13 protein-coding genes and 2 pseudogenes are annotated in these 14474 nt (G+C 46.2%); 3 read left to right on the forward strand and 12 right to left on the reverse strand.

Annotated features, from left to right (window positions below; translation table 11 throughout):
- Positions 1 to 12 precede the first annotated feature (12 nt).
- Complete coding sequence (locus AACT42_RS15785) at positions 13 to 1212, reverse strand: enolase C-terminal domain-like protein (RefSeq protein WP_094133149.1); 1200 nt, start codon at positions 1210 to 1212, stop codon at positions 13 to 15.
- 285 nt (positions 1213 to 1497) lie between these two features.
- Here AACT42_RS15785 and AACT42_RS15790 point away from each other — a divergent pair, with 285 nt between their 5' ends.
- The 3 genes from AACT42_RS15790 (at position 1498) to AACT42_RS15800 (ending at position 4570) form a co-directional block, all read left to right on the forward strand.
- Complete coding sequence (locus tag AACT42_RS15790; RefSeq protein WP_412767348.1) at positions 1498 to 2904, forward strand: PTS transporter subunit EIIC; 1407 nt, start codon at positions 1498 to 1500, stop codon at positions 2902 to 2904.
- Positions 2905 to 2973: 69 nt separating this feature from the next.
- The gene (locus AACT42_RS15795) at positions 2974 to 3930 is read left to right on the forward strand and encodes a sugar kinase (protein WP_094133151.1); all 957 of its coding nucleotides are present in this window, start codon (positions 2974 to 2976) and stop codon (positions 3928 to 3930) included.
- A 10-nt stretch (positions 3931 to 3940) separates the two neighbouring features.
- The gene (locus AACT42_RS15800; RefSeq protein ID WP_094133152.1) at positions 3941 to 4570 is read left to right on the forward strand and encodes a bifunctional 4-hydroxy-2-oxoglutarate aldolase/2-dehydro-3-deoxy-phosphogluconate aldolase; all 630 of its coding nucleotides are present in this window, start codon (positions 3941 to 3943) and stop codon (positions 4568 to 4570) included.
- 300 nt (positions 4571 to 4870) lie between these two features.
- Here the strand turns inward: AACT42_RS15800 and AACT42_RS15805 are convergent, their stop codons facing one another.
- From AACT42_RS15805 to AACT42_RS15855, 11 genes and pseudogenes are all read right to left on the reverse strand, one after another.
- Positions 4871 to 6127, reverse strand: coding sequence for a Y-family DNA polymerase (locus AACT42_RS15805; RefSeq protein WP_094133153.1), 1257 nt, complete (start codon positions 6125 to 6127; stop codon positions 4871 to 4873).
- The gene (locus AACT42_RS15810) at positions 6127 to 6534 is read right to left on the reverse strand and encodes a LexA family protein (protein ID WP_094133154.1); all 408 of its coding nucleotides are present in this window, start codon (positions 6532 to 6534) and stop codon (positions 6127 to 6129) included. The genes AACT42_RS15805 and AACT42_RS15810 overlap by 1 nt, the downstream gene beginning before the upstream one ends.
- A gap of 160 nt (positions 6535 to 6694) precedes the next feature.
- Positions 6695 to 8770: pseudogene (locus tag AACT42_RS15815) on the reverse strand (portal protein).
- Complete coding sequence (locus AACT42_RS15820; RefSeq protein WP_000609063.1) at positions 8767 to 10464, reverse strand: terminase; 1698 nt, start codon at positions 10462 to 10464, stop codon at positions 8767 to 8769. Before AACT42_RS15820 ends, AACT42_RS15815 begins: the two are co-directional and overlap by 4 nt.
- Entirely contained in the window at positions 10457 to 11302 is an 846-nt protein-coding gene (locus AACT42_RS15825) for a hypothetical protein (protein WP_094133155.1), read from the reverse strand. Before AACT42_RS15825 ends, AACT42_RS15820 begins: the two co-directional genes overlap by 8 nt.
- A 132-nt stretch (positions 11303 to 11434) precedes the next feature.
- Positions 11435 to 11536, reverse strand: a pseudogene (locus tag AACT42_RS15830) (transposase); the annotation flags it as partial.
- A 211-nt stretch (positions 11537 to 11747) separates the two neighbouring features.
- Positions 11748 to 12566, reverse strand: coding sequence for a TIGR02642 family protein (locus AACT42_RS15835; protein ID WP_094132374.1), 819 nt, complete (start codon positions 12564 to 12566; stop codon positions 11748 to 11750).
- 63 nt (positions 12567 to 12629) lie between these two features.
- Complete coding sequence (locus AACT42_RS15840; protein ID WP_094132372.1) at positions 12630 to 13598, reverse strand: helix-turn-helix domain-containing protein; 969 nt, start codon at positions 13596 to 13598, stop codon at positions 12630 to 12632.
- A 165-nt stretch (positions 13599 to 13763) separates the two neighbouring features.
- Positions 13764 to 13928, reverse strand: a complete 165-nt coding sequence (locus AACT42_RS15845; protein ID WP_000532438.1) for a hypothetical protein — start codon at positions 13926 to 13928, stop codon at positions 13764 to 13766.
- A complete protein-coding gene (locus AACT42_RS15850) occupies positions 13928 to 14185 on the reverse strand; it encodes a hypothetical protein (RefSeq protein WP_094132370.1) in 258 nt (85 codons plus the stop codon). The genes AACT42_RS15845 and AACT42_RS15850 overlap by 1 nt, the downstream gene beginning before the upstream one ends.
- Positions 14186 to 14216: 31 nt before the next feature.
- Positions 14217 to 14411, reverse strand: a complete 195-nt coding sequence (locus AACT42_RS15855) for a Cro/CI family transcriptional regulator (protein WP_094132368.1) — start codon at positions 14409 to 14411, stop codon at positions 14217 to 14219.
- Positions 14412 to 14474 lie beyond the last annotated feature (63 nt).

Consider the following 14474-nt stretch of genomic DNA (forward strand, 5'->3'; position numbering starts at 1 on the left):
GTGAGCCTATCGCTATGGCGTATGAATAGTGCCATCAGGCAGTCGGCTCTGAGTCCATTCATGAGGACGATAAGTGACCGGGAAATCTTGTGCAGCATCTTGGTTCATTTCAACCCCGATCCCTGGCAACTCTGATGCATATAAATAGCCATTGATAGGCTCGGCAGCATTAGGAAATACCGCTTGTGTATTAGCATTGTATTCAACGTGCTCTTGAATCGCAGCGTTATGTAGGTGCACGTTTAAGTGAGTATTCACTGCTGCGCCAATTGGTGTCATATCTGGTGGACAGTGCCATGCAATGCGCACTCCAAAGCTTTGGCATAGGTGACCCAGTTTCAATGCCGGAGTAATCCCCCCGATCTGAGAGACATGGCATCGAATGAAGTCAATACGGCGATTAATGATCAGTTGTTTCCACTCTTCAGGGTTGTTAAATAACTCCCCTAGCGCTAGCGAAACACTGGTTTGACTGCGAAGATTATCCAGCCACTCAGTTTGGTTTGGCGGCAATATATCTTCAATAAAATATGGCGTGTACTGTTCTACTCGTTTGGCAAATTGAATTGCTTGATTTGGGAACAGGCGTTCATGGACATCGTGAAGAATGTGGAATTGATTGCCATACTTTTCACGCAAGCATTTGAACATCTCAACCGTGTTTTCCATATACTGGTCTTGGTCGTAGTAAGACCCGTCAGTTGGGTTATTTGCCGTGTGGATATTTTCTGGCACACCACCATAAAAACCTAACTGGCAGCGAATATGTTTGTAGCCCTGCGCTAGGTATTTTTCGACCTGCTCATACAGCCCTTCCATTGTATCACTTGTTGCATGGGTATAGACCTGAATTGCATCACGAGCTTTACCACCAAATAATTGATGTAGCGGCATGTTAGCTAATTTCGCTTTAATATCCCACAGCGCCATATCAACACCTGAAATAGCATTATTGATTACTGGTCCATTACGCCAATAAGCATTAACCATCATCATTTGCCATAGGTCTTCAATATTATTAGCGTCTTTACCAATTAATAACGGTTTGAGATATTCATCAACCATTGTTTTTACCGCCAATGGTCGTTGCTGGAAAGTAGCACAACCAAAACCTTTCATCCCTGATTCCGTTTCAACAATAACGGTAATCAGGTTGTGTCGGTCAGGTTTGGTTATCATACACTCAACATTTGAAATGATATTTTTATTCACTTTAAAACTAGCTCGATCAACAGGATTTATTTTATATAAGCGTGAAAAAATGCAGATTTCAAGCGGTAATTTATACTGAAAATTAACTGGTTCGTTCCTATTTAGAATTAGGATAAAAAAACGAACCAATTGCTAAAAAACGGCCAAAATTAATTTTCAAGCTGTTTTATTGTGATTTTTATCACTGTTTTGTCGATTGGATAAAAATGCTCAATCGCTAAGATTATCGCAGTAAATGAGCAGACCAGCACATAGGAATGTATGATGCAATTGACAGAAACTAACATGGCTATCAGCGATAGTGCACTAGGGAAAGCAGACAGCTTTAGCATGAAATTACAAGAATTGGTTGCAGCCCTTGGCGGTAACGAAAACATAGCAAACATCACTCACTGTATGACTCGACTGCGTTTTAAATTGGTCGATGAGTCAAAAGCGAATAAAGAAAAACTCGAAGCCATTCAAGGCGTGAAAGGTGTGGTTCTCGCACAAGGTCAAACTCAGGTGATCATCGGCGTTGAAGTCGAGAAATGGTACCTAGCGCTATCCGGTGCAAGTGCAGCGCCAGAAGACGCAGAGATTGAACAAGAGAAAGGTAAACTGTTCCAAAACGCAATGCGCATCGTCGCAGGCATCTTTGGTCCGGTCGTTCCTGCCATTGCCGGTGCAGGTATGTTAATGGGCCTATTATCAGGGCTTATTGCTACCAATGTGATTTCGGAATCTTCCGATACCGTGTTCTTTTATCGCTCTATCTCTGTGGCTGTGTTCTTCTTTTTACCTATGCTGGTTTCGTTCTCAGCAGCCAAAGTGTTCAAAGTGAATGAGTACATTGCATTGGCGGTTGCAGCGGCAATGATGTCTCCAAAGCTAGTAGAAAAGGCTGCCTTACTGTCTGATGCTGGCAGCAAAGCCGAGCTTAACGTGTTTGGAGTGGTACCAATTGAGCTAATGAACTACGGTGGTGCGATTGTGCCAGCGATCCTTGCGGTCTGGGTGCTATCTAAGATCACTCCGATGGTGGATAAGCTGGTTCCGAGCTCAGCAAAACCGGTATTTACGCCACTGCTAGCCTTTACCGTCACATCAACTGTTGTCCTTTCACTGGTTGCGCCTGCTGGCATGTGGGTAAGTAATGGTGCTGGCTGGGTGGTTAGCTCGCTACTAGAAATCTCACCAACTTTGACAGGTTTTGTGTTCGGCTTAACTCGTCCAATTACTATTGTGTTTGGTATTCACCACAGCATGACGCCAATCAGCCTAAATAACTTTGCGCTTTACGGAAAAGACCTGTTAATGCCAATCATGTGTCTGGGTAACCTAGCAATTGCAGGTGCGACGATGGCGATTTGGTACAAACAGCGTAACAGTGTGTCTAAAGAGCAGTCTTCGATGACGGTAGGTTCTGGCGTGACAGCGATTCTAGGTATTACTGAACCAGCACTGTTCGGTACGCTGACTAAATACACCAAAGCGCTGTTCATGGCGAGCTTGGCAACCGGTATTATGGGCGCTATCTCAGTAACTATCGATACGCACCTAACAAGTTACATTCTATCGTCAGTATTCAGTCTTCCTGCGTACTTAGCGAGCGGTACACAGAACTTTATTCAAGCTGTGATGGGTGTGATTGGCGTGTTTACTCTGTCATTTATCCTGACCATGATGTTTGTTCGCTTAGACAACAAATAATCCTTCAATATAACATCAGGCCTGCTCAGCTTAGGTTGGCTGGCCTGACTTGCATAAAGAAATAGTGCGATGAAGACAATTGCCATCATTGGGGAATGCATGATTGAACTGAACGGAAAACCGTTTGGGGAGATGCAGCAGACGTTCGGTGGAGACACCTTAAACGCCGCGATTTATCTATGCCGAAGTCAAAGACACTCAACCTCTGAACTGTCAGTGAAGTATGTCACGGTCATGGGAGGTGAAGCTCTTAGCCAAGAAATGACGGCTCGCTGGAAGCAAGAGGGCGTTGATACCAGCTTAGTTCTGACCGATACCGAGCGTTCACCCGGGCTGTACTTGATTCAGCTCGACATGCAAGGTGAAAGAACCTTCTTGTATTGGCGAGACCAATCTGCGGCTAAGTATCTCGTTCAGCACCCTGAGTTTGCACAGGTGACGTCATCTTTAAAAAGCGCAGATATGGTGTTTGTCAGCGGCATCAGCTTGGCGATCTTACCTAAGCAAGATAGGGCGCAGATGCTGGAGTTACTGGCGCAGTTAAAAGAGTCGGGTGTCGAAATCGCTTTCGATAGCAATTATCGACTGGCACTTTGGCCTGATGACAATCATCAAACCGTTCAGTCTGCTTATCGCCTTATGTATCAAACAACCGATTTAGCCCTAGTAACGTTTGATGATGAGCAAGCCATCTGGGGAGATGAAACTCCTCTACAAACTTGCGAACGGCTCACTGCTCTTGGGGCAAAGACGGTCATCGTCAAACTCGGTGCTAACGGTTGTTTAGTCTCGGAACAGGGCGCTAATGAACCCTATAATGTGTCAACAACGGTGGTTGAGAATGTGGTCGATACAACGTCTGCTGGTGATTCATTTAATGGCGGCTTTTTAGCGACATACCTTGAAACCGGCGACATAAAACAAGCTTGCCATAATGGTAATGTGCTGGCTGGTGAAGTGATTCAGCATAAGGGCGCCATCATCTCTAAGGCGTTCACAGACGCCGCAAAGCATAGATTCAAATAGGAACAAAACAATGCCTAACTTAAACGAGCAGCTACAAGCGCTGAAAGTTATCCCTGTTATTGCGATTGATAATGCACAAGACATTATCCCACTGGGTAAAGTGTTGGCGGAAAACGGCCTACCAGCAGCAGAAATTACCTTTCGCTCAGAAGCGGCAGTAGAAGCGATTCGACTCCTGCGTGAAGCCCAACCTGACATGCTGATCGGTGCAGGCACGGTGCTAAATAAACAACAAGCGATGGCAGCAAAAGAAGCGGGCGCAACGTTTATAGTGTCACCGGGTTTTAACCCAAATACTGTAAAAGCGTGCCAAGAGATTGGTATTGATATCGTCCCGGGTATCAACAACCCTAGCACCATTGAAGCGACATTAGAAATGGGCCTAACCACACTCAAGTTCTTCCCTGCGGAAGCCTCAGGTGGTGTAAATATGGTTAAGGCACTGCTGGCGCCATACACGAACGTGAGATTAATGCCAACGGGTGGAATCAATCCTGCCAACATCAAAGACTACTTAGCTGTGCCACGAGTGCTGGCGTGTGGAGGTTCATGGATGGTTGATAAAAAGCTGATTGAAGCTGGCCAATGGGATGAACTGGCTAAGCTCACTCGCGAAGCGGTTGCCCTCGTTTCTGAGTAATTAAGTTATCCCCCACTGCTCCTTCAAGCGCCTCTATTCTGATTAAGATGGAGGCGTTTTTGCATCTTATCGACAGTGAACGTTAGCTTTATCATCGAATTAATTTCTTAATCTTCTGAATAGTAGAGTAACCAAACCATATAAGCATTAGTAATATTTATTCAAATGAGGCTGAACCGACATGTTATGAGTAACAACTCTAAACAGAAAAGGGGCAAAAATGATTCAGCGCCACTCGACTGACTTATTACTTGGCAAAGACGTTCAGGCAGCAATCCATGTAGAACCTAACTCATATTATCAGCATTTGATTTTGGGCAAATCTTGCCAACGCGTGGTGTACTGCGGGGTCAACATATCACGCCGCATTGCCCATTTCTGAGTAATACCCTGTACCGCCAAAAAAAGGGTATCACTCCCATACCGACCATTTAGAGTATCGTAAACATGCATCAACGCAGGGTTGTTCGGATTAGGATTGAATAAATCTGGTTGTTCATGTTGCCCATCAACAAGGTCAAGCAAACCCACGCCAATCTTATAAAACCGAATATCCTCCTGAAACAATTGCTCAGCCAATAAAGAGGCAATCTGGGTCAATTGCGTCACATCAGATGTCGGATAAGCAAATCTATGAATCGCTCTACGTACAACCGAATACTCGTCAAACGGAGAGCTATTTGCAAAACAGAGCATGACTCGGCAGAGTGATTTTTGTTGACGGGCCTTATAAGAGGCAATATTGACATGTTTACACAAGGCCTGCTTCAACGACTCAATATCTGTAATTCGCTGCCCTGCACTACGCGTAGAAAAAATTTGTTTCTTATCGGCTCGAGCTACATCCCATCCTTTGCATTTTTGTCCATTCAGCTCACGAACGGTACGTTCAACCTCAACGTTAAACTCTTTCCTAATGAGGGCGGGAGGATAGTTAGCCAGTTGTAAAGCGGTTTTAATGCCCATTAGCTGTAGGCGCTGTCCAAGTTTACGGCCGATGCCCCACACATCAACTGCTCGTAATTGAGATAACACTATTTGACGCTCTTTTTCATTATCAAGTACACAAACACCCTGATAAGCATCCAATTTTTTTGCGGCATGGTTAGCCACTTTCGCGAGTGTTAATGTACTCCCAAAGCCAACACTTACAGGAAGACGGCACTCACGCCAGACGGCTCGTCGTAATTTCATACCATGCTCTTTGAGAGAACGAATGGCAGGAAAGCTATGCTCAAATGAAAGGAAAGACTCATCGATACTGTATATGTGTTGCTCGGGCGCGAATCTCCCAATCACCTGCATCATCTTTGACGATAAGTCGGCATACAATTCATAGTTTGATGAAAGTGTAATAACGCCTTTTTGCTCACAAAGCGCTTTAACCTGAAAGTAGGGTTTAAACTTCTCAACACCCGCTTCCTTTGCTTGGCGATTCGCAGCCACAACGCAACCATCATTGTTTGATAACACTATGATGGGCTTTCCTCGCCAATCCGGACGAAAGACTTGTTCAGCACTACAGTAAAACGAGTTAGCATCAACTAAAGCAAACATCACTGATCACTCAATATCTGATTACTTCGATGGAAACGAATGGAGCTAACCACAACGCCTTCTAAAGAGAAGGTATCAAAATCGTGGATAGCGACAGGCTGCATTTTTTCATTTGCAGAGAGCAATAATCGACGACGAATATCGAGGATCTTACATACAAACTCTCCATTAAAATTCGCAACAATCACATCGTGATTCATCGCTTCAAGATGACAATCAACAATCAGCAAATCGCCATCAAATATCCCCACTCCTTGCATAGAATCGCCGCTCGCTTTACCAATAAAAGTGGCACTCGGATGCTGGATAAGTAAACCATCAAGATCAATGGAGAGTTGTTTGTATTCAGTTGCAGGACTTTCAAAACCTGTGATGCCCGCACTTGCGTAAATAGGTATGACTTTCATATAACTTTACTGTATTTATATACAGTATTATTTTTATATTGAAATCGCGAAAAAGCAATTTAAAAACGATACTAAGTTACAAATTTCCTATCCTCTCAGCGAGCATTTGAGAGGCGTTTGTCCAACTGTCTGTAATCAATACACTTTCAAATCTAACCTGCTACATCTGTTCAATCATTGCCTCCACGGTTTGCAGCATCTGGCTTTGCATTTGAGTCATTTCGAGATTGAGGTTTTCGATTTCTTGCAAAATCCGCTTGGTTTTGGCATTGTCGTAGCGCTGGCTATCGGTTAAACCTTCTTCGCGCTGCGCCTTGGCCATGATGTTCTTTGCTTCGCTTTCCAGTTTGAGGACCTTGGCCTCCATTTCCCGCATCTGCAACTCAAGCTGCTTTTGCTGAAGTTGTTGCTCCTGCTACTTTTGCGCGGCTAACTCGGCCTGCTCTTCCTCTGTCATATCCTCCGGCTCTTTTTCAATATTCAGCGCCGCTCGGACACGCTCCATAAACTCTTGCTTATTCGGCACATCGGTAAGCTCCAGCACTAAATCAATCACGGTGATTTGTACTTCTGGCGGCAACTGCGCGGTGATCATCATCATTCGCTCTGCCAACTGCGATTTGTAAGCAGCGGTTTGCTGAATGGGAGCCAGCGCAATATGGGCGCGTAAGCGGGTTAAATCATTGGTCAGTAGCCCTTGTTCATCGACTTGGTTCATCACTACAGTTTTGCGCTTTCGCTTGTCATTACGGTTGATCACAATCGCTTTATTGTGCTGCTCACGCATATCCTCAAGGATGTAACCCAGTAGCAGCTCACCCAATAGCTGCGATCCAAAGTTGTAGTTATCGTTGATTTCGGCAAGCGTTGTCGCCCCCTGCTCAACCAGATTGGCAATCGCAATCCCACTGGTCGCGTTGGATTCTTGCCCCAAGAAAGCACCATAAACACCCATGGTATCTTGGATAAGCTTCATCGAATCCTGCATTACATTAAATTGCTGCGCGGCGATATTGAAATCTTGCTGAACCTGAAACACTTCGCTGATGGATTTTTGGTTTTTCCGCTGTGGGTTGAGCTTAATCAGGCCATCGGGTCGTTCAACCTCTTCTAAAATCTGTTGTTGGCTCATATTGGTGGCATCTTCATCCATTAAGACTCGTTTGGCCTGCAGTAACCACGTCAATTTAATGCGCCTAAAGTTGACTTCATCTTGCGCCGGAATGGCCCGAGCAATCAGACCATAGGTTTCACCACTGGCGTCTTTGCGAAATCCCCAGAACGGCACGATGGGAAACAGGCCATTAGGCGCGGCACAATCACGACTCAATAAGTGATACATCCCGGCGTACCACTCTTCTTTAATCCGACTGACTTGAGCCTGCCGCAGTGTGGCTCTCTCCATCGCCAGTGCCATCGCATGAGTCAGATCGTTCGGGTCAAACTCCATCACTCGTCCATCTTGGGTTTCAAGCACGGCTTTGCGTTCAATATGACGCACATACACAATCTGCAAACGAATACGCTCACGGTTATGGGATAAGTACTCCGAATGATCGCGTGACCAGTGATTAAACGCTTCATGCGCACTGGTCAACAGTGGATCGAGCCCTTCGAGGTTTTCAACATCAACAAACCCACGCCAATCCTTTTTCGCGTATTCCAGCACCTTAGATTTATTGGGAACCAAACTCGCGAGTTCATCAATATCAATCCAGCGCATACGCATCACCCAGCGACAATCGCTCCAATCCGGTTCAGTGGAGAACCAGTCCCAGAACACTTCATCACGAGGGATAAGTTTGATTTTGTACTTAGGCCCGAACGGGTTGGGATTACGGTATGCCTCAACAAAGCCAACGCCCGCTTTGATTTGTGAGCCATACGCCTCTGAGCGTGCTTTATCAAGCCGCCCTAGCCGCGCCGCATCCGAAAACTCGGCATTCACGGCTTCCGCCATCAGCTCCATTTGTTCATCGGGATCATCTGCGCACACCAAAAGGTCGGTGCGGGTTTTGGCTTCCATCCCGAGGACACCATCAATGGTCGGCGCAATCAGGTTATGGATTGTGGTGGGCTGGCCACGCTGTTTAAGCTTATCTTTGACTCTCGGATCAAGCTGATCGCCATCGTAGTACGCTGTAGCAACTTTAGCAGCGCTGCGCCAGTCAGGTTGGCCATCAATATCGGAGAGTATACGCAGCATAAAAGTATCGAGTTTTGCGTGTTGCATCATTTGGTCTGCCAATGATTGTTAGAAGGATCGCGTTTGAGGTCTTCTGACTTCACACGCTTTGGCATACGTGCACGGGCTTCTTGGGCGAGCATATGACTCATCACTTGGTCATCAAAACACCCTTCCTGAGCGTTCATCGCTCCCTTTTTGTCGTACACATAGCTGTGGTATTCCGAAATAGTCCCCATCCAACGAATGCCAGAGACGCCGTTTTGAAAGAGCGTCTTCATGCCTTCTGTGAGGATAGGTTTGGATTGTTTGGTGGTTAACCAGCCGAGCTTGACCGTCTCATCATCGTTGTCGCGATCTAGGTATTGCTCTGAATAGATGTAAGGTGTGGGGTAGATTTCTCGAAGCTTTTGAATAAAGGCATGGCCGTGGTTATTGCGCTCAGGCATCACGTAAGCGTTGCCGTATAAAATCGCGATATGTTTAACCAGATAAGCCAATAACTCAGCATCGATATAGCCAAACCAGTGGGCCACTTGCTCACCATCGGATTTTTTCACAACATCGATACTACTGCGGTCGCCATGCTCTAGCCCTTCGGCAATATCCACACCCAGTGCATACTCTTCATCCTCATCGAACATTTCCCACATCAGCAAAAGGTTCATCGCATTACGCTGCATGCGAAGCGGATCGTGACTCTCTATCGAGTGCACCCGAGTTAGGTTTCCCGTCATAGGTTCAAGGTCATAGACCAAGAACGGGGCAAGAACATCCGCTTCCGCGGCCATAATATGGACAGGATTAAACACCCGACGCCCTGAGGTTAAAAACGCCTCCAGCGGCGTGGACGGGAATTCCTGTTTCATCTCCTCGCCCTGCATGGCTTCTTTCTCGAGATACCACTGCTTTTGCTCATCATCGAGCTGGCAGCCCATCGATTTTTCGACTCCGGTAAAGTACTCAGCCATCACTTTCGGTACAACGAGCCCATTCATCGGCACTTTTGAGCGGTATTTCGGATCTTGCCACCATGCGAAAAAATGAAACTGATAATCCTCGCGGCTCAGCTCTACCCCACTTTTGGCTTGCTCCATAGCGCGCATACACATGGTATAAAAATCGCCCCCGACCCCTTCTGCCGTGGACTCAATAAAACAGATCGCATTCTGGTGAATCGCGTTAAGCGTACCCGTTTTCACCTCTTTGGCTTTGTGCGGGTACTTAGCACAAATTTTGCCATGCTCAGAAATATGCAAGCGCTGCACAGTACCGGAGCGAAAGGAGGTGGCAACCTGAATACTTGAGCCGTTCTTAAACACCATGCGCCCACCGTTGGCTCCACTCTTACGCTCTTCGGTTGGGATTGCCGCCTTGAGCCATGCCGGAAGGTTGTCATAAGGCACTTCCACTTTGGTTCTGAAAATCTCCCCCGCAGCTTGTTTGTCCTGCGCGACGATGCCGCACTTAAGCCGTTTATTGAATAGCGCTTCATCGAGTAGGTAGATATCAATGGCGGTCGAGAAACCAAGCTGGCGCGCTTTTAGGATAATGTTGCGATGGCCCATCATCTTAAACAGCAGTGCTTGGGCAGGGCGAAGCTTGAACGTCACCAGCTCGCCATCTTCATTCTCTATCTTGTAAAGATGATTGAGCCGCCACCACTTATTGCTCAGCCGAGAAAAAAGAAAAGCGCGATCCTGCGCGCTTATCTTCTCTTGAGGGACGGAACCAAGGTTAATCATTCAGTACGAACCCGTCCGACCCCATCTCTTGAATTTCTTGCACAATGTCGGCAATCGCAGTTCCAAGCCCAGCAGACTCTTGTGCAATACGCTCAGCTTCCAATTCTGTTTTCTTTACCTGTGCTTTGGTTCTTAGTAGAGATTCCACGCGCGCCATGTTTCTATCAACAATGTTGTCGGTGCTGACGTAGAGCTCATACAGTTTGACGCGTTCAGCCAGCGCCAACTCCTCCTTACCAAGCTCTGCTCCAATCTTCTGGTAGGTTTCCATGGCTTTCAGCACCCGCGCCCGACAAAACACAATCTCGTGGTCAATGTCCGAGTTTGCTGCATCAAAAATGGCATCTGGATCATTTAAGCGCTGTGCATAGCCATTGTGTTTGGTTGAGCACTGGTTGCCATGAATAAACCGCCCACTTTCATCGCGTTGATGAGTCGTATCTAGATGCAAAACACGCTGTAAAAATTGCGCATGGGTCGGTTTCGGTGAGTGTTGATCAGTCACGTGATCAGTAAACTGATCACTTTCACTGATCACTGATGTTTTTTCACCCTTACCTTTTGATTTAAAAACCTTTTCTTCCCTACCCTCTCCTAACTGATCACATTGAGCGAGCCGTTCCACATCGGGCGAAGAAGTGATAGCACGTGGGGATTGAACGTTTTTTGCTGAGTTTTCGCTGTTTTCGAGTGGCGAATTCAACACCTGCAGATATCGACGCGCGGTGTTGTAATTGATTTGGTTTTGATCACACCACGCTTTGATTGTGATGCCTGTTTGTTCAAACGCGAGTTTGTACTCTTGTTGCAGCGCTTTCCAATCTCGTTTTGCCACCATTAAGGCTCCGAATTGCGAGCAGTAAAAATCCGCCTTCTTAGAAGGCGGCTTTGGTTTATAGCCCCCTATAAGGGGGCATCCCTGCACTGCTAGTTTATCTTCAACTCTAACTGCGCCTCATATTCTTGATCNACCTACATTCCCTTTCAAGATCTTAAATCTGTATTTCGGAGTCCAAACTATATGGTATTTGCAACGCCAATATACATGTGATGAACTTCTATAATCGCCCATGTTTTTAGTTTCCTCTTACTTGTGGTGAATAAGTGGTTTACTTCTAGCATGGGCACTCCTTCGGGCAATAGCCCCAAGGTTCAATCACCACCGCCCAAGGCGGTGGTTTAGGGATGACAATAAAAAAGGCCGCATCAAAAGATGCAGCCTCGCTATTGTTGGAAAATCTACCGCAATTACCTTGTCATATCAATGAGCGACTCGAGTTTACTCAATCTTCAAACTCAGCAGATAAGCGCTTTTCAAGCGTCGAAAGTGCCTCGGCTTCATGCCGATACAATTGCGTTCTCCACTCTTGCAGTAGGTGAACAATCGCAGGCCAATGACGAATGATGAGCTCTTTGTGAGCCGGCAAAGCTGCACCCAAAAATGAGGCTTTCCAATCCGCTTCAGTCGTTCGAAACTCACCTACGCCATCACAACTCTCACAAGGTCGCTGCGTTTTGGGAATAACGCCTGTTGCTTTGCAACGTGGACATTTTGCGGATTCTGCCGCCTTTTTCTGTGCGTAATCGGCCAATAGCTGCTTCTGCGCGTCAATACGCGTTTGGTGTGACGCAATGTTGGCTTGCAAACGACGGCTCTCAAATGGATTGGTTTTGATCTCAATTGCTCGCTCCATCGAGCGCATGGCTTTGCTAAGTGCTTCAATCGATTTCTGGGTCCTCGCTGCGTAGGCGCTGTATCGACGCCAAACCGAAGCCAGACGAGCTTGCTGACTGTCTATCGGAACATTCAACACATCCGCCATGACCAGATAATGCAAATGTTTAAGCTCATTCGAAGCCAAACTGATCTCTAAGCGATGAACCTCCAGTGATCCAAGAAAATCCCTCAATACCACCAACGAATAAGCACAATGCAAGTATTTGGCATTAAGGATTGCCATACCGATAGGATTATCGCGCTGCGCTAAGCCCATCGCACCGAGAAGCTGCTCTTTGGTCGGTCCATTTTTACTGACAGACTCTTCCCATTTCATGGTTCTTGCGGCGCTTAATAGTGTTAAAAGCTCAAGCTTTTTACTCACTGTCGTGACTCCTTACTCTGAGAATATGGTCTAAAAATGGCAAAACGGTATGGGCTCAACACATTAAGACTCATTCGCTCGCACCGAAAGCTCTCGAAGCCAACTTTCTCGTTGAGCCATCATAGCCTTGATTTTACGCTCAGCTGATTGCGCAGCCTGCTCTGATGCCGCGGACTTACGCTGTTTAAATGAAATCAGCGCGACGTTCTCGTTATTAATATCGATTTCAATTTGCTGGATCTTTCGCTTCAACAACTGCGCATCATCAATGGGCTTTGCCGCAGCTTGAGACACCGCGACGATTCGCCCCTTGTCTTGCTCTTTGCAAAGCCAAGCGTGGATAAATCGCTGGACCCCTTGCGCGGTTTTCTGGCGTGTTGGGTTTGCCTGACACCAACCGATCATGTTGCGAAGCTGTTGGCGAATATCAACGGCAGGATAGAGCGAGCGCCATTCCACCAACTGAGATTGGGTCACCGGATACGAAACGTTTTTACCTTTGAGTGGGATCTCAAACACAACCGGATCCAAAATAGGATCAGTTTGAGCACTGAAAAGCGGCGCATCGCCTTCTGGTGGATCTATTAATGGATCTATTGATGGTTTATAGCCGAAATCCGACCTACCCCCAGCCGAAATCTGACCTACCCCCTCGGGTAAATTCGTCTGTTCGTATTTCGAATGTTCGAGTTTTGAATGGACGAAATCCGTCTGTTCGAAATCCGACTGTTCATCGGCGGTAAATTTCAATCGCTTCACGGGCAGTTGATATTGGTTATTGGAACGCACTAATCGACCTGAATCGGCTTTCTTGAACTGGTTTCGTTTCACAATCCAGCCCCCCGCTTCCAACTTCTTCAAGGTTGCTTTGACTGTAGTTGGAGATACACCACTTTTACGGGCGATGGTTTCAATCGAAGGCCAGCACACGCCGGCATCATCAGCATGATCCGCCAGACAAAGCATAATGAGTTTGTCAGAGCCTTTGAAAAGAGAAATATCCCAAACGTAGCTCATTACCTTAACGGACATCGTATTACCTCAATGATCAATCTATCCAAAGCTACTGGCCGTCTACGAATAGTTACCCATGGCCAATAGAAAGCCCGTTCCCTCGCAATCAGAAAGTGATGAAGTAAGCTTGCCACCAACCATATCCACTCACCGAGCATTCGGTACGGAAAACATGGCATCTTTCTAACCACGGACCAATCCCTCATAGACAGCTTTGACATACAGACGCTTAGCTTCATAAAGGTCAGCCATTTCGTCGTAGGTAATCTCGGTTTGCTGACCTTTCTCAACCTTGAACAAACGCCATTGAAGATTCTCAATCCGAGCTCTTAATGCTATTCTTCCCATCACTGCTTCTCCGAAGTGGTATGTGAAATTTCCTCGCAAGACTTTTCACTCGGCTTTAAACCGTTGCCGCGGTTTAAAGCCAACTCTCTTTCCTCATCCAATACCCGAAGGTAATGCTCACACTTATCCTTCAATCGCTGAATTTGATCTCTTTCGAAAGTTAATGTCTCCTGCCCCTGCGATAACGCTACTCGGCAGGTATTCACTGTGATGCAGGCAAGCTGCTCCACCGTGACCCAAAATGAGTTTGTTCTCATAAAAATCACCATAAATCAAAAGGATAAAAGTTTAATTGTTACAGCTTCGCTTCCACTCTTTGGTCTTCATCAAAAAATGAAATTCGAAGACTCGGCTATCCGGTACAAATTCTCCCCACTGGCTAACGGCTGAATGTGTCGTTTGGACTGCTTCAGCAACTTTTTGTTTGGACCCAAAGAACTTAATGACATCTGCGGTCTTAATAGGCGGTAGATAGGATTTCATAACTCACTCATTATTAGTTTTCTAATATTAAATATTATTAGAAAACTTAATGCAAGTGAATGT

This window comes from Vibrio sp. V15_P4S5T153 (assembly GCF_963874485.1).
GTDB lineage: Bacteria > Pseudomonadota > Gammaproteobacteria > Enterobacterales > Vibrionaceae > Vibrio > Vibrio anguillarum.